General features: G+C 60.1%; 26 protein-coding genes. 10 read left to right on the forward strand and 16 right to left on the reverse strand.

Annotated features, from left to right (window positions below; all coding sequences use genetic code 11):
- Positions 1–3 precede the first annotated feature (3 nt).
- The 4 genes from IE095_RS09120 to IE095_RS09135 form a co-directional block, all read right to left on the reverse strand.
- Positions 4–921, reverse strand: coding sequence for a prephenate/arogenate dehydrogenase family protein (locus IE095_RS09120; protein ID WP_189411343.1), 918 nt, complete (start codon positions 919–921; stop codon positions 4–6).
- Positions 921–2003: a histidinol-phosphate transaminase gene (hisC, locus tag IE095_RS09125; RefSeq protein WP_189411344.1), complete on the reverse strand. Its 1083-nt coding sequence runs from the start codon at positions 2001–2003 to the stop codon at positions 921–923. Before hisC ends, IE095_RS09120 begins: the two co-directional genes overlap by 1 nt.
- Positions 2004–2083: 80 nt before the next feature.
- Positions 2084–2656: a 16S rRNA (guanine(966)-N(2))-methyltransferase RsmD gene (rsmD, locus tag IE095_RS09130; protein WP_189411345.1), complete on the reverse strand. Its 573-nt coding sequence runs from the start codon at positions 2654–2656 to the stop codon at positions 2084–2086.
- On the reverse strand, positions 2656–3864 hold the full coding sequence (locus tag IE095_RS09135; RefSeq protein ID WP_189411346.1) for an NAD(P)/FAD-dependent oxidoreductase: 1209 nt from the start codon (positions 3862–3864) through the stop codon (positions 2656–2658). Before IE095_RS09135 ends, rsmD begins: the two co-directional genes overlap by 1 nt.
- An 80-nt stretch (positions 3865–3944) precedes the next feature.
- On the opposite strand from IE095_RS09135, the gene IE095_RS09140 reads away from it, so the two are divergent.
- On the forward strand, positions 3945–4433 hold the full coding sequence (locus IE095_RS09140; protein ID WP_189411347.1) for a peroxiredoxin: 489 nt from the start codon (positions 3945–3947) through the stop codon (positions 4431–4433).
- A gap of 106 nt (positions 4434–4539) precedes the next feature.
- Positions 4540–5460 carry a calcium-binding protein gene (locus IE095_RS09145; protein ID WP_189411348.1) on the forward strand — a complete coding sequence of 307 codons (921 nt, stop codon included), beginning with the start codon at positions 4540–4542 and terminating at the stop codon, positions 5458–5460.
- Here the strand turns inward: IE095_RS09145 and IE095_RS09150 are convergent.
- Genes IE095_RS09150 through IE095_RS09175 form a run of 6 tightly spaced genes read right to left on the reverse strand, consistent with a single transcriptional unit; the run spans position 5454 to position 11318 of the window.
- Positions 5454–5816 carry a 4a-hydroxytetrahydrobiopterin dehydratase gene (locus IE095_RS09150; protein WP_189411349.1) on the reverse strand — a complete coding sequence of 121 codons (363 nt, stop codon included), beginning with the start codon at positions 5814–5816 and terminating at the stop codon, positions 5454–5456. The genes IE095_RS09145 and IE095_RS09150 overlap by 7 nt on opposite strands.
- On the reverse strand, positions 5809–6987 hold the full coding sequence (locus IE095_RS09155; protein ID WP_189411586.1) for a GNAT family N-acetyltransferase: 1179 nt from the start codon (positions 6985–6987) through the stop codon (positions 5809–5811). The genes IE095_RS09150 and IE095_RS09155 overlap by 8 nt, the downstream gene beginning before the upstream one ends.
- Positions 6988–7044: 57 nt before the next feature.
- A complete protein-coding gene (locus IE095_RS09160; RefSeq protein WP_189411350.1) occupies positions 7045–7818 on the reverse strand; it encodes a glycerophosphodiester phosphodiesterase family protein in 774 nt (257 codons plus the stop codon).
- On the reverse strand, positions 7818–8279 hold the full coding sequence (locus tag IE095_RS09165) for a RidA family protein (RefSeq protein ID WP_189411351.1): 462 nt from the start codon (positions 8277–8279) through the stop codon (positions 7818–7820). Before IE095_RS09165 ends, IE095_RS09160 begins: the two co-directional genes overlap by 1 nt.
- A gap of 4 nt (positions 8280–8283) precedes the next feature.
- Positions 8284–9588 (reverse strand): HlyD family type I secretion periplasmic adaptor subunit, encoded by a 1305-nt coding sequence (locus tag IE095_RS09170; protein WP_189411352.1) that lies wholly within the window; start codon positions 9586–9588, stop codon positions 8284–8286.
- Positions 9585–11318, reverse strand: coding sequence for a type I secretion system permease/ATPase (locus tag IE095_RS09175; RefSeq protein ID WP_189411353.1), 1734 nt, complete (start codon positions 11316–11318; stop codon positions 9585–9587). The genes IE095_RS09170 and IE095_RS09175 overlap by 4 nt, the downstream gene beginning before the upstream one ends.
- A gap of 228 nt (positions 11319–11546) precedes the next feature.
- Between IE095_RS09175 and IE095_RS09180 the strand changes: the two genes are divergently transcribed.
- Both IE095_RS09180 and IE095_RS09185 read left to right on the forward strand, forming a co-directional pair.
- Positions 11547–12329 (forward strand): MlaA family lipoprotein, encoded by a 783-nt coding sequence (locus tag IE095_RS09180; protein ID WP_373295409.1) that lies wholly within the window; start codon positions 11547–11549, stop codon positions 12327–12329.
- Positions 12319–12939, forward strand: coding sequence for an MlaC/ttg2D family ABC transporter substrate-binding protein (locus IE095_RS09185; protein ID WP_189411355.1), 621 nt, complete (start codon positions 12319–12321; stop codon positions 12937–12939). The genes IE095_RS09180 and IE095_RS09185 overlap by 11 nt, the downstream gene beginning before the upstream one ends.
- 61 nt (positions 12940–13000) lie before the next feature.
- Here IE095_RS09185 and IE095_RS09190 read toward each other — a convergent pair whose 3' ends face one another.
- From IE095_RS09190 to rpsD, 4 genes are all read right to left on the reverse strand, one after another.
- Positions 13001–14416: a homospermidine synthase gene (locus tag IE095_RS09190; RefSeq protein ID WP_189411356.1), complete on the reverse strand. Its 1416-nt coding sequence runs from the start codon at positions 14414–14416 to the stop codon at positions 13001–13003.
- A 9-nt stretch (positions 14417–14425) separates the two neighbouring features.
- Positions 14426–14956: a TIGR00645 family protein gene (locus IE095_RS09195; protein WP_189411357.1), complete on the reverse strand. Its 531-nt coding sequence runs from the start codon at positions 14954–14956 to the stop codon at positions 14426–14428.
- 69 nt (positions 14957–15025) lie between these two features.
- Complete coding sequence (locus tag IE095_RS09200; RefSeq protein WP_189411358.1) at positions 15026–16057, reverse strand: aldo/keto reductase; 1032 nt, start codon at positions 16055–16057, stop codon at positions 15026–15028.
- A gap of 125 nt (positions 16058–16182) precedes the next feature.
- Positions 16183–16803, reverse strand: coding sequence for a 30S ribosomal protein S4 (gene rpsD, locus IE095_RS09205; RefSeq protein ID WP_189411359.1), 621 nt, complete (start codon positions 16801–16803; stop codon positions 16183–16185).
- A gap of 221 nt (positions 16804–17024) precedes the next feature.
- On the opposite strand from rpsD, the gene IE095_RS09210 reads away from it, so the two are divergent.
- The 5 genes from IE095_RS09210 to IE095_RS09230 all read left to right on the forward strand — a co-directional run bounded on the left by IE095_RS09210 (position 17025) and on the right by IE095_RS09230 (position 20804).
- Positions 17025–17441 carry a VOC family protein gene (locus IE095_RS09210; RefSeq protein WP_189411360.1) on the forward strand — a complete coding sequence of 139 codons (417 nt, stop codon included), beginning with the start codon at positions 17025–17027 and terminating at the stop codon, positions 17439–17441.
- The gene (locus IE095_RS09215; protein ID WP_189411361.1) at positions 17438–18118 is read left to right on the forward strand and encodes a DUF899 domain-containing protein; all 681 of its coding nucleotides are present in this window, start codon (positions 17438–17440) and stop codon (positions 18116–18118) included. Before IE095_RS09210 ends, IE095_RS09215 begins: the two co-directional genes overlap by 4 nt.
- 36 nt (positions 18119–18154) lie before the next feature.
- Entirely contained in the window at positions 18155–19051 is an 897-nt protein-coding gene (locus IE095_RS09220) for a glycosyltransferase family 92 protein (RefSeq protein ID WP_189411362.1), read from the forward strand.
- A gap of 13 nt (positions 19052–19064) precedes the next feature.
- Positions 19065–19964 (forward strand): glycosyltransferase, encoded by a 900-nt coding sequence (locus tag IE095_RS09225; RefSeq protein WP_189411363.1) that lies wholly within the window; start codon positions 19065–19067, stop codon positions 19962–19964.
- A gap of 183 nt (positions 19965–20147) precedes the next feature.
- Positions 20148–20804, forward strand: coding sequence for a peroxiredoxin (locus IE095_RS09230; protein ID WP_189411364.1), 657 nt, complete (start codon positions 20148–20150; stop codon positions 20802–20804).
- 48 nt (positions 20805–20852) lie between these two features.
- Here IE095_RS09230 and IE095_RS09235 read toward each other — a convergent pair whose 3' ends face one another.
- A complete protein-coding gene (locus tag IE095_RS09235) occupies positions 20853–21143 on the reverse strand; it encodes a Dabb family protein (protein ID WP_189411365.1) in 291 nt (96 codons plus the stop codon).
- Positions 21144–21276: 133 nt separating this feature from the next.
- On the opposite strand from IE095_RS09235, the gene IE095_RS09240 reads away from it, so the two are divergent.
- Positions 21277–22695 (forward strand): WG repeat-containing protein, encoded by a 1419-nt coding sequence (locus IE095_RS09240; protein WP_189411366.1) that lies wholly within the window; start codon positions 21277–21279, stop codon positions 22693–22695.
- Here the strand turns inward: IE095_RS09240 and IE095_RS09245 are convergent.
- Positions 22673–23377 (reverse strand): helix-turn-helix transcriptional regulator, encoded by a 705-nt coding sequence (locus IE095_RS09245; protein ID WP_189411367.1) that lies wholly within the window; start codon positions 23375–23377, stop codon positions 22673–22675. The two genes, IE095_RS09240 and IE095_RS09245, sit on opposite strands and share 23 nt — an antisense overlap.
- Positions 23378–23421: the final 44 nt, after the last annotated feature.

The raw sequence follows: 23421 nt of genomic DNA on the forward strand, positions 1-23421 counted from the left end.
GTTTCAGGTTTTCGGCGTGCGCCCAAAGTCGGGGGCAGCGGTATCCTGTCCGGCTTCGATGATCCCCCGCCGAATGGCCCTTGTCCGCGTGAAATACGCATGAAGGTGGTCCCCATCGCCCAGGCGGATCGCCCGTTGCAGCGCGAAGAGTTCCTCGGTGAACCGGCCGAGAATATCCAACGTTGCGTCCTTGTTCGTCAAGAACACATCGCGCCACATGGTGGGGTCACTGGCGGCAATCCGCGTAAAGTCGCGGAAACCCGCCGCCGAATACTGGATGACTTCGGAGTTTGAGACGCGGCGCAGGTCATCGGCGACGCCAACCATGGTATAGGCGATCAGATGAGGCGTATGGCTGACAACGGCCACGACCAAATCGTGGTGAGGGGCGTCCATCGTATCGACCTTGGCGCCGATGCTTTCCAAAAGGCCACGAAAGCGGGCCAAGGCGGCGGCGTCGGTTTCGGGCAAGGGGGTCAGCAACCACCAGCGGTTCTGGAATAGGGTGGCAAAGCCGGAACGGGGCCCGGAATATTCGGTGCCGGCCATGGGGTGGCCGGGAATGAAGTGAACGCCAGTCGGAATATGCGGGGCAACAGCATCAATAACCGCCTGCTTGACTGAACCAACATCGGTGACCGTAGCCCCCACCGCCAGATGCGGCGCGATTTCTTGGGCCAGTGCGCCCATTGCCCCAATGGGCACCGCCAGAACCACCAGATCGGCGCCCTGCACAGCCTTGGCCGCCGTATCGAAAACCCGGTCGCAAAGACCGATTTCAAGCGCCGTCGCCCGCGTCTCGGCGGTTTTGGCATAGCCTACGATTTCACCCGCAAAACCGCCTGCTCGCAGGGCATGGGCCATGGACGAGGCAATCAGCCCCAGCCCGATCAACGCGACACGGTTGTAAATGACCGCCATCAGCGCGCCCCTTTGAATTGGCCAATGGCATGGGCCACACGGCGGCAGGCGGCCTCATCCCCCACGGTGATGCGCAGGCAGTGCGGCAGCTTATAGGACGAGACCTGCCGCACGATCAGGCCCTGCGATTGCAGGAATTCATCGCAAGCGGTGGCTTCTTCGGCGCTAGCAAAGCGGGCCAGCACGAAATTCGCCATCGAGACATCGGATTGCACGCCCATCTCGGCCAAAGCCTCGGCCAGCCAGACCCGCAGGCGGGCGTTTTCACTGCGGCAATGATCGACAAAGCCGCGGTCGCGCACGGCGGCCTCTGCGGCCTCTTGCTGGGCGGCGGACAGGTTGAACGGCCCGCGAATGCGGTTCAGCACATCAATGACGGCTTGCGCCCCATAGCCCCAGCCAATGCGCAGCCCGCCCAGACCATAGATCTTGGAAAAGGTCCGCGTCATGAACGCGTTCGGCAGGCGCGTCGCCAGTTCCGCGCCGCCATCATAGCCTTCGACGAATTCGGCATAGGCCCCATCGATCACCAGCATCGCCTGACGCGGCAGGCCTTTCGCCAGCCGCTCCAGTTCGGCCAGCGAAATCATCGTTCCGGTCGGGTTGGCCGGATTGGCCAGAAACACCAGCTTCGTAAAGGGGGAACAGGCCGCCAGAATGGCATCGACATCGACCACGCGATCGCGTTCGGCAACCTCAACAGGGGTCGCCCCGACAGCGAGGGCGCTGATGCGGTACATCAGGAACCCGTGTTCAGTATAAATCACCTCATCCCCCGGCCCGGCATAGGCCTGGCAGAGGAAGGTGATCACCTCATCCGAACCCACCCCACAGATAATGCGGGCGGGGTCCAGCCCATGCACTTCGCCGATGGCTTGGCGGAGGCTTGCGTGGTCGGTGTTCGGATAACGGTGCAGATTGTGGACCGCCCGCGAAAAAGCCTCACGCGCCTTGTCGGAAGGGCCAAAGGGGTTTTCGTTCGACGACAATTTCACAATGTTCGACACGCCCGCCACATGGGCCTTGCCACCCTGATACAGGGCGATGTCAAGGATGCCGGGCTGAGGGCGGATGTCGGACATGGGATTCCCTTGGCTGAAGTCATGGGCGTTCTAGCGGGGGGCTTGCGCCAAGGCCAGAAGCAAGTGGCGCGACTGCGACCTTAGGCTGCCGCGCGCAGCAGGGTGACCACAGTTTCGCCATAGCGGCGCTGGTCGATCAGGGTGAAACCGGCGGGAAGGGTGGGTTCGCTGCCTTCTTCCCAGACGATCAAGGCCTTCGCTGCGATCCAACCGCCAATCTGCGCCGCCGCCAGTGCGAGTTCCCCCAGCCCTTTCCCATAGGGTGGGTCCAGAAAGATCAAATCGAACGCGGCCCCGGTGTTCGTGGCCGGTTTCGTCGCATCCCGCCGCAGAACCTCGGTCGTCTCTTGCGCCTGCATCTTTTCGATATTTGCCTTCAGAAGCGCCAGCGCGACCTTGCCGTCATCGACAAAAGTCACATCCGACGCGCCGCGCGACAGCGCCTCCAATCCCAACGCACCCGTGCCCGCGAACAGGTCCAGCACCCGTTTGCCCCGCACCGGATCGGATTTGGCGGCGGCTTTGCCGTTCTGGATCAGGTTGAACATCGCCTCGCGCACCCGGTCGGATGTCGGGCGCAGATGGGCGGCGGGATCGCCTGCCCCTACGTCCGCCAGATGCAGCCCCCGCCGCGCCCCACCGATGATCCGCATTATTTCAGCAGGCTTTTCAATTCGACCGACAGGTCCGAGACCTTGGCCGCATCCGCCGTCTTGCCCGATTCAATCAGCCGCTTGCCGACCATATAGGCGCGGGAATCGTTCATCGCATCGACGGCAATCAGCTTGTCGCCCTGATAATACCAGAAGGACACAGCATCCCCCGCAGGACCGCGCGTCACGATATGGTCATACCCGGTCGAGAGGCCCGCAATCTGCAACTTCGTGTCATACTGGTCCGACCAGAACCAAGGCGCTGGCACATAATCCTTACCCGCTCCCAGCAGGTTGTCGGCCACCAGTTCGGCCTGATCAATGGCATTGCCCACCGATTCCAGCCGCATCCGCCCCTCACCCATCGGGAAGGACGCACAATCGCCTGCCGCCCAGACATGGTCCGCCGAACAGCGCCCTTGGGCATCGGTCTTGATGCCATTGTCGATCTCGATCCCGGCCACTTCGGCCAGTCGCGTCGTGGGCAGGATGCCGACCCCGGCGATGACGAAATCGACCGGGATTTCCTTGCCCGAGGACAGTTTCGCCCCGCTCACCCGGCCCTCGCCCAGCAGGGTTTCCAGACCGACGCCCTCTAGGATCATCACGCCCTGCGACATATGCAGATTGCGGAAATAGTCCGAAGTTTCCGCCGCCGCCACGCGCGAAAGGATCCGCCGCGACATTTCAACCAGCGTCACATCGACGCCCAGTTTTGCCGCCACCGCTGCGGCCTCAAGCCCGATATAGCCGCCGCCGACGATCAAAAGCCGCTTGCCCGCCTGAAATTCCGCGCGCATCGCATCGACGTCGGCCAAGGTCCGCACCGTGTATACCCCCGCCAGATCGCCACCCACGGCCGCAGGCAGGCGGCGTGGGATGGAGCCGGTGGTCAGCACCAACTCGTTATAGTGCAGCGACTCATTGTCGGAAAACCAGATCGTGCGGCTGTCGGTGTTGATGCTTTCCACCGGCTGACCCAAGCGCAGCGTGATGTTGTTTTCGACATACCATTCATCGCTGCGCAGCATCAGACGATCCAAGCCCATCTCGCCCAGCAGATAGCCTTTCGACAGGGGGGGGCGCTGATAGGGGGCAACGGGTTCCTCGCCGATCAGGGTGATCTGACCGTCAAAGCCCTGCGAACGCAGGCGCGCGACCAAGGCCGCCCCGGCCTGCCCGGCCCCGATTGCCACGATATGCGTCATCGAATGCCCTTTCTGCTGGCCCTTTGTTCCCGGCAAACTATAACTGGCCCCAACACAACGCAACGCAACGAGGCCGAAAAATGACGATTTCCGTGGGCGACAAACTGCCGGGCGCGAACCTTCTGCGCATGGGCGAAAATGGGCCAGAGGCGGTGGCTTTGGCCGACCGTCTGGCCGGCAAGAAGGTCGTGATCTTTGGTCTGCCGGGGGCCTATACCGGCACCTGCACGACGGCGCATGTGCCGAGTTTCATGCGCAACAAGGACAAACTGGCCGCCAAGGGCGTCGATGAGGTGATCTGCGTTTCGGTCAACGATCCCTTTGTGATGAAGGCCTGGGGCGAATCAACGGGCGCGACGGCGGCCGGCATTTCGATGCTGGGCGATGCGGATGGGTCGTTCACCAAGGCAATCGGCCTGAACTTTGATGCGCCGCCAGCGGGCCTGATTGGTCGGTCAAAGCGCTACGCCTTGATGGCCGACAATGGCGTGGTCAAGGTTCTGAACCTGGAAGAAAGCCCCGGCGTCTGCGACATTTCGGGTGGCGAGGCTATGCTGGACGCGATCTAAGTCCGCTGTAAGACATTGATCGGGCGCGAAGGTCGGGTATCCCTGACTTTCGCGCCCGCTCTCGTTTCGGCAGGTTCCGCCCATCGCAACGCAGGAGCCGCAGATCATGCCGAACTGGACAATCTTTGAAAATCCGCGCCTTGGGCCGCAAAGCATGGATGCCATCTTTGCCCGGATGGTCGGGCTGGAAATGGTCAGCCATACGGCGAAAGGCCTTGTCCTAAAGCTGGGCAACACTGAACTGCGGATCACGGGCAAAGACCTGACCTATGTTCGCAACGGCGAAGCGCTGGATGTGGAGTCCGGCACCATCACGGGAATCGAGTTGAAAGTTGGCGGTAAGGTGCTGGTGAAAGCCGGGGATCTTTCTGCCGGGGCGCAAACCTTCTGGGGGGCCTTTGCAGGCGACTTCGCGCCGGGCATCCGGATGGCGCTGATGACCGGCAATGACGTGATCACTGGCTGCAAACAGGCCGATGCGCTGACCGGCGGGACGGGCAGCGACAGGCTGCTGGGCAAGGGTGGAAGCGATCAGCTGTATGGCGAGTTTGGCCATGACGAGTTGTTTGGCGGCAATGGGCAGGACTTTCTGAACGGGGACATTCAGAATGACCAGCTTTATGGCGGCAAGGGCAACGACACGCTGCTGGGTGGCGAAGGGGATGACCTTTTGTCGGGCGGTCTGGGCAAAGATTCCCTGACCGGGAACGGTGGCGAAGATCAATTCGTGTTCTCGGCCAAACCCCTGCGCGGGCAGGCGGACGTGATCGTGGATTTTGTCGATGAGCAGGATACGATCCTGTTGAACGGCAATGTTTTCCAAGGGCTGGGGCCAGAAGGGCGCTTGCAGGCCAACCGCTTTTGCGGCGGCACCAAGGCGCTGGATGCCAAGGACCGGATCATCTTTGACGAAGCGACCGGCCGCGTCTGGTATGATGCGGACGGGTCGGGCAAGCAAAAGCAGGTCTTGGTCTTTACCCTGACGCCTGATCCCGACATCTGGGTGGACAGCTTTTTCGTCTATTGATGCGGGCGCAACTCGCAAAGGCATTGAATGGGCTGGCCGTGGTCGGAATGAACCTCGGCGGCCCCAGCGAAAGCGTCCATCTTCGCGGCCAGTTTCAGGTCAAGGCTGGACAGGCCCTTGCAGGAATGTGTGGTCAGGGTCACATCGACCACATTGAAGGCGTTCTTCCATTCCGGGTGATGGTTCAGCTTTTCCGCCTCCAGTGCAGCGCGGGCCATGAAGCCCCAAGCCTCGCTGAAATTGCGAAATTTCCAGACCTTGCGGATGGCATCACGCTCATCGACGGCCTGCCAACCCTTTTCGCCCAAACCGGGCAGGGCGTCTTTGCGTTCAGCCTCGGTCAGTTTCTCAACCATCCTGTTCCCTTTCCTGCTGCAAGGCGCCCCTGCGGAAGGGGCCATAGGCGGTCAGCACCTCGATCTCTTCGTCCACCGCCGCGCGTTCTTCGACTAGGTATCGTTCCACCGCTTTGGCAAAGCCGGGATCGGCGATCCAATGCAGTGAATGGGTGGCCACAGGCAGATAGCCCCGCGCCAGCTTGTGTTCGCCCTGCGCCCCCGCCTCCACCCGCTTTAGGTCATGGGCGATCGCCCAGTCGATGGCCTGATGATAGCACAGTTCAAAATGCAGGCAGGGGTGATCTTCGATGCAGCCCCAATAGCGGCCATAAAGCGCCTCGGACCCGATAAAGTTCAGAGCCCCGGCGATGGCCCGCCCGTCTCGTTCCGCCAGAACCAGCAGCATGTCGTTGCGCATGGTCTGATGAATTTGGTCAAAGAATTCCCGCGTCAGATAGGGCTGCCCCCATTTGCGGCTGCCAGTGTCCTGATAGAAATGCCAGAAGGCATCCCAATGTTCGGGACGGATATCATCCCCCGTTAAGCTGCGGATCGTGCCGCCAAAGCCTTGCGCCACGGCCCTTTCCTTGCGCAGCGTTTTCCGCTTGCGGCTGGCGAGGGTGGCCAGAAAATCGTCGTAACTGCCATAGCCCGCATTGTGCCAATGAAATTGTTGGCCTGTTCGTGGCATCAGGCGAAGATCGGTCTGCGTTTCATCGTCTGTGCAAAAGGTGACATGCAGCGACGAAAGCCCGTTCTGCCGCGCGAGCCGCGTCGCGCCTTCGATCAGCGCCGCGCGTCCCGTCGCTTCATAGCCCGGAAGGGTCAAAAGCCTTGGGCCGGGAACGGGGGTAAAAGGCACGGCGATTTGCAGTTTCGGGTAATAGCGCCCACCGGCGCGCTCAAAGGCCTCGGCCCAGCCGTGGTCAAAGACATATTCGCCTTGGGAATGGCTTTTGGCATACATGGGTGCGGCGGCGATCAGGGTTTCGCCGTCATGCACCGTCAAGGGCAGGCTTTGCCAACCCGTGCCCCTGCCCACGGAGCCCGACTGTTCCAGCGCCAAAAGAAAGCGATGGGTCAGGAACGGGTTCACCGGACGGCCAGTGCCGGGCGCGGCCAACGCGTCCCAATCCTGGGCCGAAATAGCGGTCAGGCTGTCGTGGACTTGCAGGGTCAGTTCGGCGATTTTGGCACCTTTGGGGCGGGTTTCCCTGACCCAGACTTGGCGCTGGGCCGGGAAAGGTCAAGCCGGGAAGGGGGCGGCGTAACCTTCAAAGGTGATGTTCCGCGCAGTCTGCCGCGCCACCGCCTCGGCCTCGGGCGATTTCACCGTCCAGCAAAGAATCTCCGCGCCTTGCTGTGCCAGTTCGGTCACGCGGGGCCGGGTCAGATCATGCCAGTCATGCGACAGAAAGCTGGCCCCTACCGCATTATAGTCGGGAATCGCGCGCAGCCGGGCACAGGTTTCCGCCGCCACGCCCTGCCATTCATCGGCATCGAAAGCATCCGTGGTCAGCCCGCGCGGCAGATGCGGAGCCAACCGCGCGACATGCGCCACGGCATGTGGATTAAAGGACATCAGCGCCACATCACCGGCATAGCCTTGCAGCGCGGCCACCGTCGCCGTCTCCAACCGCCCATCGGTTTCGGTCAGGGTCAGGCTTTGGTCTTTGATTTCGATCAGCAAGGGCACACGCCCGGCCACCGCCGCCAAGACCTGCGCCAAGGTCGGGATCGTATCGCCCAAGCCATCACGCAAGGCAATCTGGCCCAGTTCTGCCGCATCTCGCGCCGCGACTGCGCCTTTTGCATCGGTCAGCCGGTCCAAGGTTTCATCGTGAAACACCATCGCCTGCCCGTCGCGCGACAACTGCACGTCGATTTCAATGCCATAGCCCGCCAAGACAGCCGCCTGCACCGCCGAAAGCGAATTCTCGATCCGCCCCGCCGCCCGGTCATGCAGCGCACGATGGGCGAGGGGCCGACTTAGGAAAGCCGCAGGAAGTTTGGGTATCATCAGACCAGCTCAAACACCGCGTCGATTTCAACGGCCACGCCCAAGGGCAGGCTGGGCACCGAAACGGCGGCGCGGGCATGACGCCCCGCCTCGCCCAAAACCTCGACCATCAGGTCCGAAGCGCCGTTGATCACCTTGGGCTGATCGGTGAAATCTTCGGTCGAGCAGACAAAACCACCCAGCCGCACCAACCGCTTGACCTTTGACCAATCGCCCCCGACCGCCGCCTTGGCTTGCGCCAGAATGCTGATCGCGCAGCACCGCGCCGCCTGCGCGCCTTCGACCACGTCGAAATCCGCCCCCAGACGGCCCTTGATCAGGTTGCCCTCATACTGGCTGATCTGGCCCGACACATGGATCAGCCCGCCTGCAATCACCCAAGGCACATAGTTGGCCGCGGGTGGTGGAGCCTCGGGCAGGTTGATCCCCAGTTCGGCCAGTTTCGCGTCAATCGCATGCATCGGATCAGCTTTCGCGGAAGGCGTGGTTGAAATAATCGGCGAAGGGTTTCACCAGATAGGCCATCGGCGAACGGTCATCTGTCTTGATGAAAGCCTCGACTGGCATCCCCGGCACCAGAACCAGCCCCTCCAGCTTTTCCTGCTCGCCCGGATCCAGTTCGATTTCGGCGCGATAGAAGGATGCACCCGAATTCTGGTCGGTGAAAGCATCCGCCGAGACAACCTTTACATGCCCTTTCAGATGCGGCGTGGTGCGGGTCGAGAAAGCCGAGAAGACCAACTCCACCTCTTGCCCCGGATGCACCTGATCAATGTGGTGGTTCGGCACTTGCGAGGTGATCACCAAGGGCAAGTCTTGCGGGATAATATACAGCAACGGATCCGCCGGCCGCGCCACCGATTTCACCGTATTTACCTGCATTCCCAGCACAATGCCCGAAACCGGGGCGGTCACGTCCAGTCGCCCAATCTGTTCGGTCAGCGCCCGGCGGCGTTCGGCCAATTCCAACTCCTGCGACCCGATGTCGCGCAGCTGCGTGCTGGCTTCTTCGCGCTGCGCCGCGGCCAGACCCAGACTTTGAATCTCGATTTCGGTGATCCGTTCGGCGCTTTGGCCCAGATTGGCGGTCAATTCGCCGATTAGCCCATCCAGCCGCGCCTTTTCCCGCTGCAAGGCCAGAACCTGACTGGCTTGCGCCAGCCCTTTTTCCAGCAGACCCTGTTTATCCACCAGTTCCTGTTCGATCAACACGACCTGATCTTTTGTCGCCGTGATCTGCGCGTCGATGCCCTTGATCTGGCTTTCAATCTGCTTTTTCTGTTCCGCCAACTGCTTTGTCTGCTGCGCCAAAGTGTCGCGTCGCGCCACGAACAGCCGCTGTTGCCCGTCCACCTGCTCGGCCACATCCGGACGTTCGGCCACCATCTTCAACAACTCTTCATTGAACACTGGCGCTTCGGCATCGTCCCGTTCCGCCGTCAAACGCGCCCGGCGGGCCATCAGTTCGAACAATTGCCCTTCGACAATCGCCAGTTCCGACCGCAGCATCGTGCCATCCAGCCGCAGCAGCACATCGCCCGCCTTGACCGTATCGCCTTCCTTCACCGCAATCTCGGCCACCACCCCGCCATCAGGATGCTGCACCACCTGACGGTTGCGCTCCACCTCCAACTTGCCCGAGGTGACGACAGCCCCCGCGATATTGCTGAACACCGCCCAGCCGCCAAAGCCGCCCACCAGCACAAAAAGCGCCAGATAGCCCAGAATGATATGCCGACGGGCCGACCGACCCTTGCTTCCGTTGCTCACGACACGCCCCCTGGCCCTGCGCTTTTCACAATTTCGGTGTGGTTCTTCACCATATCCCGCAGAACCTGATCACGTGGGCCAAAGGCTCGCCGTGTTCCATCTTCGATCACCATCAGCAGATCACATTCCTGAATCGCTGCGGGACGGTGCGCCATGATCAGCACAACCTTGCCCTCATCTTTCATCGAACGAATGGCGATGTTCAGGGCCATCGACCCCTCGTTGTCGAGGTTAGAGTTCGGCTCGTCCAAAATCAGCATGATCGGATCACCATACATCGCCCGTGCCAGACCGATGCGTTGTATTTGCCCGCCCGACAAACGCCCACCCAAGGCCGACACACGGGTGTCATAACCATCGGGCAGCGCCACGATCATGTCATGCGCCGCCGCCTTTTTGGCAGCCGCCACCACCTTTTCCCCATCGGGGTTGGCTTGCAGACGGGCTATGTTTTCGGCAATCGTGCCTTCAAACAGCATTACCCTCTGCGGCAGATAGCCGACATAGCTGCCGAAGGTGTCGGGATCGTATTGATCCAAGGTCGCCCCATCCAGCCGCACCTTGCCGCCCGCCGGCTTCCAAGCACCGATCAGGGCCCGTGCCAGCGTCGATTTGCCCGAACCCGAAGGTCCGATCACGCCAAGCGCCTGCCCCGGTTCCAGTTTGAAGTTCACCATGCGCAGCGTCGCGGCATGTTCACCCGGCGGCACCACCGTCAGGTTCTGCGCCTCCAGCAGCGCCTTAGGGCGCGGCAGGGCAGTGCGCTTTTCTTCGGACGGCACGCGCGACAGCAGGGCGGACAGACGATTCCATCCCTCTTGCGCCCGCTGCACCACGGCCCATTGGCCCACCGCGATTTCAATCGGGGCCAAAGCTCGGCCCATCAGGATCGAACCCGCGATCATGGCACCGGGGCTCAGTTCCCCGCGCAGCGCAAGCCAGGCCCCCATGCCCAAGATCGCCGATTGCAGAAAGACGCGGAAGGTTTTGGTCAGGGTCGAATAGGCCCCACCCACATCGGCGGCCTGAAGCGTTTCCTCCAGCGCCTTGCCCCGCGCTTTCTGCCAGCGGTCAAAGCCGGCTTCGGTCATGCCCAAAGCCTGCACCACCTCGGATTCCGCTTTCAGGTTTTCGGCGATCCGTTCGGCCTGAAGCGTCGCCATATTGGCCGAATTCATCGGCCCTTTCGTGCCCCATTGGTTTAGCATCGTCAGGATCACCAGAACGATCCCACCGCCAATCGCCATCCAGCCCAGATAGGAATGGAAGACAAAGATCGCCCCGATGAAAATGGGCGTCCAAGGAATATCGAACACGGCCAGCAAAACCGGCGAAGACCACAGTCGCTGCACCGATTCCAGATCGCGCTGAGCGGCTTGTGCCGCAGGATCACCCGGCGCATAGGCCATCCGCTTGACCGAGGCTTCAAACACCCGCCGGTCCAGATTGTGCTGAAACTTGGCTCCGATCCGCGCCATCACACGGCCCCGGACGTGGTCCAGAATGCCCATCATGATGAACAGGAACACCACCAGCACCGATAGTGCCACCAACGTCGCCTCAGATCGGCTGCCCAGAACGCGGTCATAGACCTGCAACATATACAATGAACCTGTCAGTTGCAGCATGTTCACAAAGATCGAGAACAAGAATGCCGAAAGGATCAGCCCTCCGGATTCTTTTCGTGCTGCGCGCAACTCGGCCAGACCGGCCATATTCTCAGGCTTCATAGCCCACTCCCGTCCAATGCGCTTTTTCCAGGTCTTGCCCCGGTTGCATCATGTCATAAACCATTCCGTGCCCGGCGGAAACTGGCCATTGTTTGCGCAGGGTTTGCGCAGGGCTGGCTTTTGCCGGTTGTGCTGGGCCTAAAGGACTTCTATTTCTTGTCAAGCTTTGTCGCGGGCCATTTCGGGTCGCGTCATGTTCGGAAATAGCCGAAACGGCAGGTGAGCAACGTGTTTTTCTCTATTCGCGCACAGGGGATCCGGTCGGTTCCGGTTCTGGCCCCCGCTTTGGCGCTGTCTCTTTCGGCTTGTGCCGCCCCGCCCGCCTCAGGCGTGAACGATCCTTACGAAAACGTGAACAGGTCGTTTCACGGCTTCAACGTTGCCGTCGACAAGGCCTTGGTGCGTCCCACCTCGACCGCCTATGGCACGATACTCCCCGATCCGGTGGAACGCGGCATCGCTAATTTTGCCAACAATCTGGATACCCCCAGCGACATCGTCAACGGGGCCCTGCAAGGTCGTCCCGATGCGGTCGGCCAGAATATGCTTCGCTTTGGTCTGAACAGCACTTTTGGCATTTTGGGCCTGTTCGATTTTGCCAGCGCCATTGGTGTTCCGGCCCGCAAGACCGACTTTGGCGAAACCCTGCACGTCTGGGGTGTCGGCGAAGGCGCGTACCAAGAGCTGCCGCTGCTGGGCCCTTCGACCGAACGCGATACGGCGGGCACCATTGTCGATGTCTTCCTGAACCCGGTCAGTGCCGTTCTGCCGTCGCCCGAAAGCTATTACGCCAGCGCGGCAAAGGTTGGCTCCAAATTGGGTGATCGCAACCGTTTCAAAGACACCGTTGATTCTGTCCTCTATGACAGCGCCGACAGCTATGCCCAGGCGCGGCTTTTGTATCTGCAAAACCGTCGCTTTGAACTGGGCCAAGGGGCAGGGGCCGACGCGGCCGCCGCCAATGACGAAACCTTCCTTGATCCCTACGAGGATGATCCCTATGCAGAATGATCCCTTTGCGCGCGCCGTTCTGACCCGGCGTATCTTTGGTGCCACCCTTGTTGGTGGTGCCGCCATGGCCCTTGTGCCCGGTGCGGCCCGCGCGCTCGACGTCGACAGCGCCCGCGCGCTGATTGACAAGGCCATCGGCGACGTGAACAACGTCATCAACTCGGGCAAGGCCGAGGCGGCCATGTTCGGCGATTTCGAAAAGATCTTTGTCAAATACGCCGATGTGCCCGTGATCGCCCGGTCCGCCCTTGGCGTGGCTGCGCGGCAGGCGTCGGATGGCCAGATGAAAGCCTACACCAAGGCTTTCCAAGGCTATATCAGCCGCAAGTATGGCCGCCGCTTCCGCGAATTTATCGGTGGCAAGATCGAAGTGACCGATGCTCGCCCGGTAAAGACCTATTTTGAGGTGATCTCGGTGGCTCACTTGCAAGGTGAATCGCCCTTTGATCTGCGCTGGCATGTGTCGAACAAGTCGGGGCGTGACCTGTTCTTCAACATCATCATCGAAGGCGTGAACATGCTGGCCTCCGAGCGCACCGAGATTGGTGCGATGCTCGACAAGCGCGGCGGTGACATCGACGCGCTGATCGGCGATCTGAACAGCATCTGATCCGTTATGCCCTCAAATAAAAACCCCGGCGCTGACGCCGGGGTTTTTGCTTTGGTATGGCTCAGGCCACCAGAAAATTGGTGAACTGCCAAGGATCCTCATCATCCCGGTCTTCCGCAAAGCGGTTGATGCGGTTTTTCAGCGGCGTCCAGTCGGTGTAGTGCTTTTCCACCCGCCCCAGATAGGGTCGCTGGACGAACAGGCAGCGGGTGTGGTCCATCTCATCCGCCTCGACAAAGCCCGCCGTCGGGTTTTCAATCGCCCAAACCATCGCCGCCAGCACCGCCGAGGTGACCTGCATCCCCGTCGCATTCTGATAGGGCGCCAAGGCCCGCGTTTCTTCGATGGTCAACCGGCTGCCGTACCACATGGCCCCCTTGGCATGGCCGTAGAGGAAGACGCCCAGATCATCACCACCGCCCGTGATTTCCGCTTCCGTCAGGATATGCTTTTCCGCCTGCAAGACGCCGGCCCCATTCGCCTCATACAGCGACAGAACCGCATCATTGCAGGGGTGATAGGCGTAATGGCAGGTCGGGCGATAGACCGCCTGATCGCCTTGCCAGACGGTATAATAATCCGGGATCGACAGGCTTTCATTGTGCGTCACCACCAGCCCGAACTGCGGCCCGACATCCGGGCACCAGCTGCGCACACGGGTATCAACGCCGGGCTTGTCGATCCAGATCGCATAACCCGCGCCAAAGTCAAAGCGATGCCCTAGGGGCGGCAGCTTTTTCTCATGCGTGCCCCAACCCAGTTCGGCAGGCTGATAGCCCTCGGACAACAAGCCATCCACCGACCAGGAATTGACGAAAACCCCGGCGGGTTTGGGGCGTGCCGAAACCTGCGTATCGCGTTCGGCAATGTGCACACCCTTGACGCCCAGCCGCATCGAAAGATCGGCCCAATCTTCGCGCGATTTTGGCGCAGCGGCGATGCCCGTATCCTTGGCCAGTTCCAGCAGCGCCTCTTTCAAAAGCCAGGACACCATCCCCGGATTGGCCCCACAGCAGGAAATGCTGGTCGGCCCGCCCTGATACTTCCGCCCCAGTTCCCGCACCTTTTCGCGCAGCGGATAATTCGTCCGTTCGGCATTGGGCAGGGGCGAGCCGAAATAGAAGCCCGGCCAGGGTTCGACCACCGTATCCAAGTATAGAACGTTCAGTTCCTGCGCCAATTCCATCACCTCGATGGAATCGACATCGACCGACAGGTTGACGATCAGCCCCTTGCCATCGGGGAACAGCCCCACCAGCGTTTCGCGCAGATTGTCGGGCGTCAGCGCCCTTTGCAGGTGCTTAACGCCATGCTCTGCCATCAGCCCGGCATAGCCGCCGGATGGTTCAATCACCGTGAATTGCCCCGGTTCAAAGCCGATATGCCGCAGGATCAGCGGCAGGGTGCCCCGGCCAATCGAACCAAAGCCGATCATCACCAAGGGCCCATCGACCCGCGCGTGTTGGATATAGGACATCTTGCCCCCTTATTTCTTGTAGGCCTTCGCCTGAAGCCAATCCATCAGCGCCATCAACACGCCCGAGACGACAAAGGTCAGATGGATAATGACGAACCACATCAGTTCCTTGTCACCATATTTCGCATCCGCTGCCGTATCGCCGATCTCCATGAAGCGTTTCAGCAGATGGATGCCGGAAATGGCAACGATCGAGGCGATGAGTTTCATCTTCAGCCCGCCGAAATCGACCTTGCCCATCCATTCCGGCCGGTCATCGCCAGTGTCAAAGTCGAATTTCGAGACGAAATTCTCGTAGCCAGAGAACAGCACGATCAGCAGCAGATTGGCGGCCAGCGTCAGGTCAATCAGCGACAGGACGACCAGAATGCCTTCCTCCACCCGCATCTCGAACACCTGCGGCGCATAATAGAACAATTCGCGGCAGAAGATGATGGTCAGCATCCCCAAGGACACGACCAGCCCCAGATACATCGGCGCCATCAGCCAGCGGCTTGCGAACAACCCGCGTTCAAACTGGTTCTCGATTGTCGGTTTCATCAGCGGACCCCATGAATAGCACTGGCCCGCAAACAACCGATTGCGGGCCAGATTGCAAGGGTTCAGGGTCTATTTCCCGACCAGCACCGGATTGCGGTCGCGGAAACCCGACTGGTGCCAATAGGGATAGGCCAGCCCCGGATCGCTGACCGCATCCAGCCGCGCCACCTGATCCGCCGTCAGTTTCCAGCCCACCGCCCCCAGATTGTCGCGCAACTGTTGTTCGTTCCGCGCCCCGATGATCACGGTGGAAACCGTGGGCCGGTTCACCACCCAGTTCAGCGCAATCTGCGCCACCGTCTTGCCGGTTTCCGCGGCCAGTTCGTCCAGCACATCCATCACCGCATAGAACCGCTCATCGCTCACCTGCGGTGCGGAATTGCCGTTCTGCGTGGCCCGCGCATCCGGCCCAATCGGATTGCTACGGCGATATTTTCCGCCCAGACGGCCCCAGCCCAAGGGGCTCCAGACCACAGCGCCCACGCCCTGATCCGCGCCAAGGGGCATCAGCTCCCATTCATATTCGCGGCCAATCAGCGAGTAATAGGCCTGATGGGCGACATGGCGGACAGTCCCAATGCGGTCGGCGGTGGCGAGCGATTTCATCAAATGCCAGCCCGAGAAGTTGGAGCAACCGATGTAGCGGATTTTGCCCGCCGTCACCATCGCGTCCAGCGTCGAAAGCACCTCTTCCTGCGGGGTCAGCGCGTCAAAGCCGTGCAGTTGGAACAGGTCGATGTAGTCTGTCCCCAGCCGTTTTAGTGATCCGTCAATCGCTTTGGTCAGCCAATGGCGGCTGGAACCCCGTTCATTCGGCCCCTCGCCCATCGAAAAGGTCGCCTTGGTCGATATCAGCACCTTGTCGCGGCGTCCCTTGACCGCCGCCCCCAGAATTTCTTCGGCCTGCCCACCCGAATAGACATCGGCGCTGTCGAACATCGACAGGCCCGCCTCAAGGCAGATGTCGATCAGGCGCGAGGCTTCGGCCACATCCGTCGCCCCCCAAGCCTTGAAAAAGTCATTGCTGCCGCCAAACGTCCCCGTGCCCAAAGTCAGCACCGGCACCATAAAGCCCGAATTGCCCAAACGCCGATATTCCATCGCGCATCCTCCTGATTTCGGCGCTGAACATCGCCCCCGCCACCCCGCAGCGCAATGCAAAAAGGCCGCGCAATCTGCGCGGCCTTCTGTGCGTTTCCGTAGGATGGGTGAAACCCACCGCCCGGTTAGTTTTTCGCGTAGTATTCGACGACCAGGTTCGGTTCCATCACGACCGGATAGGGCACATCGCCCAGCGACGGGGTGCGCACGAATTTCGCGGTCATTTTGCTGTGGTCGACTTCGACATAGTCCGGCACGTCACGCTCGGTCAAAGCGACAGCTTCCAGCACCAGTGCCAGTTGCTTCGACTTTTGACGAACCTCGACGACATCGCCTTCTTTCACACGGTAAGAAGCGATGTTCACACGCTGGCCGTTCACGGTCACGTGGCCGTGGTTCACGAACTGACGGGCGGCAAACACGGTCGGCACGAATTTCGCGCGGTAGACAACAGCGTCCAGACGACGCTCCAGCAGACCCACCAGCATCTCGCCGGTGTCGCCGCGCAGACGCTCGGCTTCGCCATAGATCTTGCGGAATTGCTTTTCGGTCAGGTCACCATAGTAACCCTTCAGCTTTTGCTTCGCGCGCAGCTGGGTACCAAAGTCCGACAGTTTGTTCTTGCGGCGCTGGCCGTGCTGGCCCGGACCGTATTCGCGCTTGTTCAGCGGCGATTTCGGACGGCCCCAGATGTTTTCGCCCATACGGCGGTCAATTTTATACTTGGCAGAGGTGCGTTTGGTCACCGCTGATCTCCTTCATTCGGTTACGAAGGGCGTTGTCCTTTGATCTTGCGATCCGACAGGCATCCCCTTGCGGGGTCCACCAACACCAATGAATTGCCCCGGCAAAACCGGGACGGGCGGCTTATAGCGGGGGTTTGGGCAGAGTCAACAGCACAAGGTTCGAATCTGTTGACCAGAATACAAACCATTTGGTATGTATGACCAACAACAGGGAGAAGGTGATGTCGGAACAAGACATGGCGCGGTTGATGCAGGGGGTAATCCCCTATCTGGCCATCGACGGTGCGCAAAAGGCGATTGATTTCTATGCCAAGGCTTTCGGGGCCGAGGTGCTGGGCGAACCGGCGCGGGATGAAAGCGGTACATTGATGAACGCTTCACTGGCCATCAACGGCGGCGTTCTGATGGTGATGGACACGATGCCGAACATCGGGGCCGAGGGAGAGCCTGCGACAGACAAAGGCCTGACTCTGCAAATCGTGACCGACAAGGGCGATTTCTGGTGGGATCGGGCGGTGGCGGCGGGTTGCGTGGTGACCCATCCTTTCCGGCAGGAATTCTGGGGCGACCGCTATGGGCGGGTGCGCGACCCCTTTGGGCTGATGTGGGCGATCAACGAACCGGGAGAAGGGCGATGAAAGATATACAGATGCCGGAACTGGCGGGGCAACCCGTGGTCAGCCGTGCCGAATGGCAGGCCGCGCGCGATGCGCTTTTGGCCGAGGAAAAGGAAATCACGCGGGCGATGGATCGTCTGGCGGCGAAACGGCGGGAACTGCCCTGGGTGGCGGTGTCGCAAGACTATCGCTTTGTAACGGATCAGGGCGAAAAAGGTTTGATCGACCTGTTCGCGGGCCGCAGGCAGTTGATCGTCTATCATCATATGCTGCGCCCCGATGACCCCTCGCCCTGTCCCGGCTGTTCGATGCTGGCCGATGAACTGCCAAGGATGGAACATCTGAACGCCCGCGACACCACGCTTGTCTTGGTCTCGGCCGCACCGCTCGCCCAGATCAACGCCTTCAAACAGCGGATGGGCTGGGGCTTTGACTGGGTCGAGACGCTGGGCACCTTCAACGTCGATTTCAGCGGACACGACTATGGGCCAGGCTACAGCGTCTTTATCCAGAACGGCGGCAAGGTCTTTTATTCCTATGGCTGCGATGATCGGGGGACCGAGGCGGTGGTGGGCTGTTTCGGCACGCTCGACATCACGCCGATGGGCCGGCAAGAAGATTGGCAAGAGGCCCCCGAATGGGTGCCCCAGACGCCGCCCTATGTCTGGTGGCGGCTGCATGATCAGTATGGAACCTAGCCTTGGCGGACATGGCCCCCTCTGCTAACAGGGGCCATGTTCAGGTTTCTTCGCCGCGCTGGCCAGATCACCCGCATCGACATCACCCCGCCCCGGCCCAAGGCCGACAGGGCGGGGATTGCCGTCGTGCTGATCGTGCGGAACGAGGAAACCCATATCGCCGAATGGGCCCGCTTTCATCGGCTGGCCGGGGTTTCGCGGTTCATCGTCTATGACAACGGCTGCACCGATGGCACCCTCGCCGCCCTGCGCACCGAAGCGCCCGATGTCGTCATCCTTCCATGGGCGCAGAAATTCCGCGATGGCCCCCGCGAGATTCACAATCAGGTTTTGGCCTATGCCCATGCTGTTGCCAACTTTGGCGCGGGTTTTCGCTGGATGACCTTTATCGACGTTGATGAATTTCTTGTCCCGAAACAGGCCGCTTCCCTGCCTCAAGCCCTCGCCCATCTGGGTGACATCCCCCAGATCAGCTTGCCTTGGCATATGTTCGGACGTTCCGGCCATATGACACCGCCCGAGGGCGGCGTTCTGGCGAACTATACCCAGCGCAACCCCGACCCGATGAGCGATCAAAAGGGCCTGCGGAATTTCAAGATGATCGTCGATCCTTGTCGCGTCACGTCGATGAAAGTGCATCAAATCTGGACAGACGGCAGCCCCCAATCGTGGAACGACCGGGGCGAAACCACCAAGCGCGAGAATCGCGCTTTCTACTCCGCCGACCACATCCAGTTGAACCACTACTACACCCGTTCCGACGCCGAACTCCGCGCCAAAATCGCCCGTGGCCCGAACCTCACCACCCCCGACGCTGATCACCTGCGCCGCGTTATGCGCAAGGTGGCGGCCATTGAGGAGAATGTGGTGCTTGATCGGGCCGCCCTAGATTGGCTTGTTCGTACAGGCAAACCCTCGAAAATATCGCCTTGACCAAGGAAAAAATATGATCGAAGTCGCCATATTTTCTTATAATCGGGTCGAATACCTGAAAAATTGCGTTGATTCAGTTCGCCTAAATATGCCGGACGCTCGACTGCGTATATTTGATGACAACAGCGATGATCCGGCCATGCTCGAATATCTATCAAGAACAGATGCCGAGGTCGTCCGTGCTGATACGAAGGATGAAGAGCGACATGGAGGGCTCTACGCAAACATGCAGCGCGCTCTTGATATGGCCGAGCATGACTATCTTATTTTACTGCAAGATGATACACAGGTCGTTCGACCTGTTGGGCCTGACGATCTTTACGAAATCGACAGAATATTTCGCGCCAATGATCGCCGTGCTTTTTTATGCGTCCTCTTCATGAAGGCCGCTCGGATGCGCCGATTCCGCCGAGAGGTTGATGCATACCCTGACGAAAATATTTACCGTACCGCAGCAGGAATTTCAGAGAAAAACTTTGCCAGAAGGTTGGCCTATTTCGACGTCGTCTTGTGCAATGTTGGTCGGTTGCGCACCGTGAACTGGACCTTTGCGCCATCTGAGCGGGCCAACTGCGAGATGGCACGTGAATTATTTGAAGATATGCCCGTCATGAAAAGTCCGTTCGTCTTTTTTTGCCCAGAAGTCCCGTTCTTTCGCAATCGATCTAAGACTTTGGCAGCGCGCATCGCCGCCCGAGTTGTTGGTACAGATTTGAAGCGCTACTTGGATCTTGATGAAGCAAAAACAACGCTCTTGAAAGAGAGACCGCTGTCACAATGGCCAATTGCTGAGGATTGGCTAACGCCAACAAACCCCAAGGTACGCCGTCCGTTTGTTTTCAAGGATGTCAGCGCACGGTGGTGGCTGTCGGCGCTACACAAAATCGAGATGAAGTTCTTCCGACCAAAGTGAAGCTGAAATCGCAAAGACAAGTCCAACGTTCTGCATTTTCATGCCGGACGGAAAAATTTTCTGCGCTGATTGTCGTGGGCGACAAATTCAGACTATTTTCCCTCTTGCGACTATGAAGGAGATGAAAAGGCTTCACAAAATGCCTATATAGGGCACATCGTTTTCCACAGGAAAGACCATCTCATGTCCATCCGCATTAACGACATCGCTCCCGACTTCACCGCCCCCTCGACCGCCGGCGAAATCCAGTTCCATGACTGGCTGGGCGACAGCTATGGCATCATCTTCAGCCACCCGCGCGACTTTACCCCCGTCTGCACAACCGAATTCGGCGCCGTCGCGCAACTGGCCGCCGAATGGACGAAACGCAAGACCAAGGTCATTGGCGTGTCGGTCGATGGGGCCGCCGACCATGAGAAATGGAAGCGCGATATCGAAGCCTTTGCCGGTGTCCCCGCCGATTTTCCGATCATCGACGACACCTCGCTGACCGTCGCCAAAGCCTATGATATGCTGCCCGCCGACTATTATCTGCCCAGCGAAGGCCGCACCCCCGCCAACACGGCCACCGTCCGCACGGTCTATATCATCGGGCCAGACAAGAAGGTGCGCCTGACGATGACCTATCCCATGTCGGTCGGCCGCAACTTTGCGGAAATTCTACGGGCGCTGGATGCCGTGCAAGCCACCGACGGTGTGCCACTGGCCACCCCCGCCAACTGGCAGCCGGGTCAGGATGTGATCGTTGCCTTGGCTCTGAACAACGATCAGGCCAAGGAACGCTTTGGCGATCTGGACATCAAACTCCCCTACCTGCGCTTTGCCAAAGCGCCGAAGTAAAGGCGCCGAACGCTGACTTAAGGCCCGCCTTTAGGCGGGCCTTTTGGTTTACAGGGCCACCGTATCATGCTCCATGAAGTCAGCGACCTCTGGGATCCACCGGGTCTGGACGAATCCGACATGGGCCGGGTGGATGTTGTAGGCCTCATAGGCGGCTTGGTCCGCGAAAAACATCGACACGGCAAAGGCAAAGTCGTTCTTGGGGCTGATCTCGCGCGCGATTTGAAAGTCCTGCACGCCGGGGATCTGGGCCAATTCAGTAAGGGCTTGCAGAAAGTGGGCCTCCTCGGCTGAGGCGGCGGCATGTTTCAGGCGGAAGATGGCGGCGTGGCGGATCATGGGGGGCGCTCCTGTTTTGTGGACAAGGAAAGTTTCCGATCCGAGTGTCAAGACGGATTGTCAGATGCATCCCTTGCGTGTTTGTAGGGATCCAAGACAGTCCAGAGTGGTATCTGGCGGATGGAGGGGCCGAATGCTGCGATTGCTTTGTCTTTTATTGCTCACGTCTCCTGCTTTGGCTCAGCCGGTTCCAGAATGCGCGCTCGGCCCTTGGCAAATGTGTCGCTATATCGACCCAAACACAAATCAGGCGATCACCGACACGGTATTCCAACGCGCGCAACCCTTCAGCGAGGGTTTGGCCGTCGTGCAGGTTGATGGTCTTTACGGCTACGTCGATCCGTTTGGCAAAATGGTCATCCCGCCTACCTTCGAACAGGCATCCGACTTTCGGCAAGGCATGGCCGAGGTTTTTGACGGAAAGCAGGTGGCGCTGATCGACCGGCAGGGGCGCGAAATCATTAGAACGGACTTTCGCCGCGCCATTCCCGTGGGGCCAAACGTGGTCATGGCTATTCAGGACGACAAATCCCAAGTTCAGCCCGGTTCTGACAGCTATTTCTTTTATCGCACGCGCCTTTGGCGACCGCCGGAAGATGAGGATGTGCCCGTCTTTTCGCGCGCCGGCCTGTTTGATCTGAAAACGGGCTGGATAGACACGCCCCCCATGCGCGCGTTTCGTCCCATCCCCGGCAGTTCCGACAGTTTCTGGTTCCAAATCGCCGAGCCAGGGCCAACTTGGAACCGGTACGATTGGGGCCTTATGCGGGCGGACGGTTCATGGATTTTGCCGCCACAGTTCTTGGATGTCGTCCCTTTTGGTAAGGGGCAAAGCCTTGCGCTCGTCGCTAAGGGAAAAGAGCGGATAGGGCACGATTCGAATTTTGGCTGGGAGTTGGGACATAACACTTCCGGCGGCGAAGGCATTTTGGATGCAGGAGGTCGTTGGCTTGGTGGCCAGACATATGCAGATGTTGGGCTGACCAAAAAGCGGGAACCTTTGGTTTTCGTGGAGGGCGATTGGATGTCGATCCAAATGGATGGAAGCCTTAATCCAACGGAGGAAACGCCAGCTAACTTTTTGCTGCCGAACCATGGCGTTTTTGGTTATGACATCAAATCAAACGAACGCGCCTATGACGATGATCCCCTGACCTGTGAGGATGGGGCAGCCGTCCTGTTCAGCGAAAAGTCCGACGCCCCCGAGGCGGACAAGCGCTGGTCAGGTCACCCCTACAATCTGCGCTGGGGGCTGAAAGACCCGCAGGGCCATATCATGGTCCCCGCTGAACATCGCTACATCAGTTGTCCGCAGCACGGGGTGGCGATGGTGCCCGACTTTGATCGCAGACAATGGTGCCCAATTGGTTCTGGCCAGACGCATCGCACCGGATCAAGCTGTCAGGATCAACTCTGGACAACCATGATCCGCGAAATGGTTTATGCGGAGACCTTGTCGGCTGACCCATTCGAAAACTCGGTGCGTTTCTGGCAGAAAGACTTGCTTTCAACCCTTTTCCCCGAGCTGGTCAAACCGACGGAGTATCATTAGTTCTGGCCCGCATCTTGTCGATGAAATCCCGCAATAGGGGCACGCGGCGGGGGCGGAAGCTTTCTTCGGACAGGCGGACGTTTTCCATTGCACCCAAATGGAACCGCCGGAAATCCTGACGCAGGCAGCACCAGGCAAGGCACATCATGGTGCGGTCCAGAAAGACGATGCCCAGCGGCCAGATCCGCCGTTCGGTCCTTTCGCCGTCGAGATCCTGATAGGTCAGATTGACCGCCCGTTCCTCCCACGCGGCTTCGCGCAGGATGGCCATATGGGCGGGGGCGGGGGGGCGGCGTTCCATGCGGTAGACGTGGTTCACGGCGTGGATGGCTTGCCGTTGCACCCGTTCGGGGAGGGTGGCGGTGATTTTCGCAAGCGCGAGTTCTGCCGCGCGGGCCAATTCGGGATCGCCAGCGAGGCGCACCTCGGACAGGCCCAGAACCAGCGCCTCCACCTCGATCCGGCTGAACATCTGTGGCGGCAGGGCGGGGTCTTCGGTCAGGGTGTAGCCCACGCCCGCCGCGCCGTCGATCAGGGCGCCGCCGGAGCGGAGGGTTTCGATGTCGCGGTAGAGGGTCCGTTCCGACACCTCCATCTCCTCCGCCAGCCTTGCCGCGGTGACGGGCTGGGGCAGGCGGCGGATCGTGTCGAGGAGGCGCATCAGTCGGTCGGGGCGGGCCATGCTTGCTGCCGTGTTCTGTCAGGAGAGGGGCAGCATAACCGCCC

The organism is Neogemmobacter tilapiae (assembly GCF_014652215.1).
In the GTDB taxonomy this organism is placed as follows: Bacteria; Pseudomonadota; Alphaproteobacteria; order Rhodobacterales; family Rhodobacteraceae; genus Neogemmobacter; species Neogemmobacter tilapiae.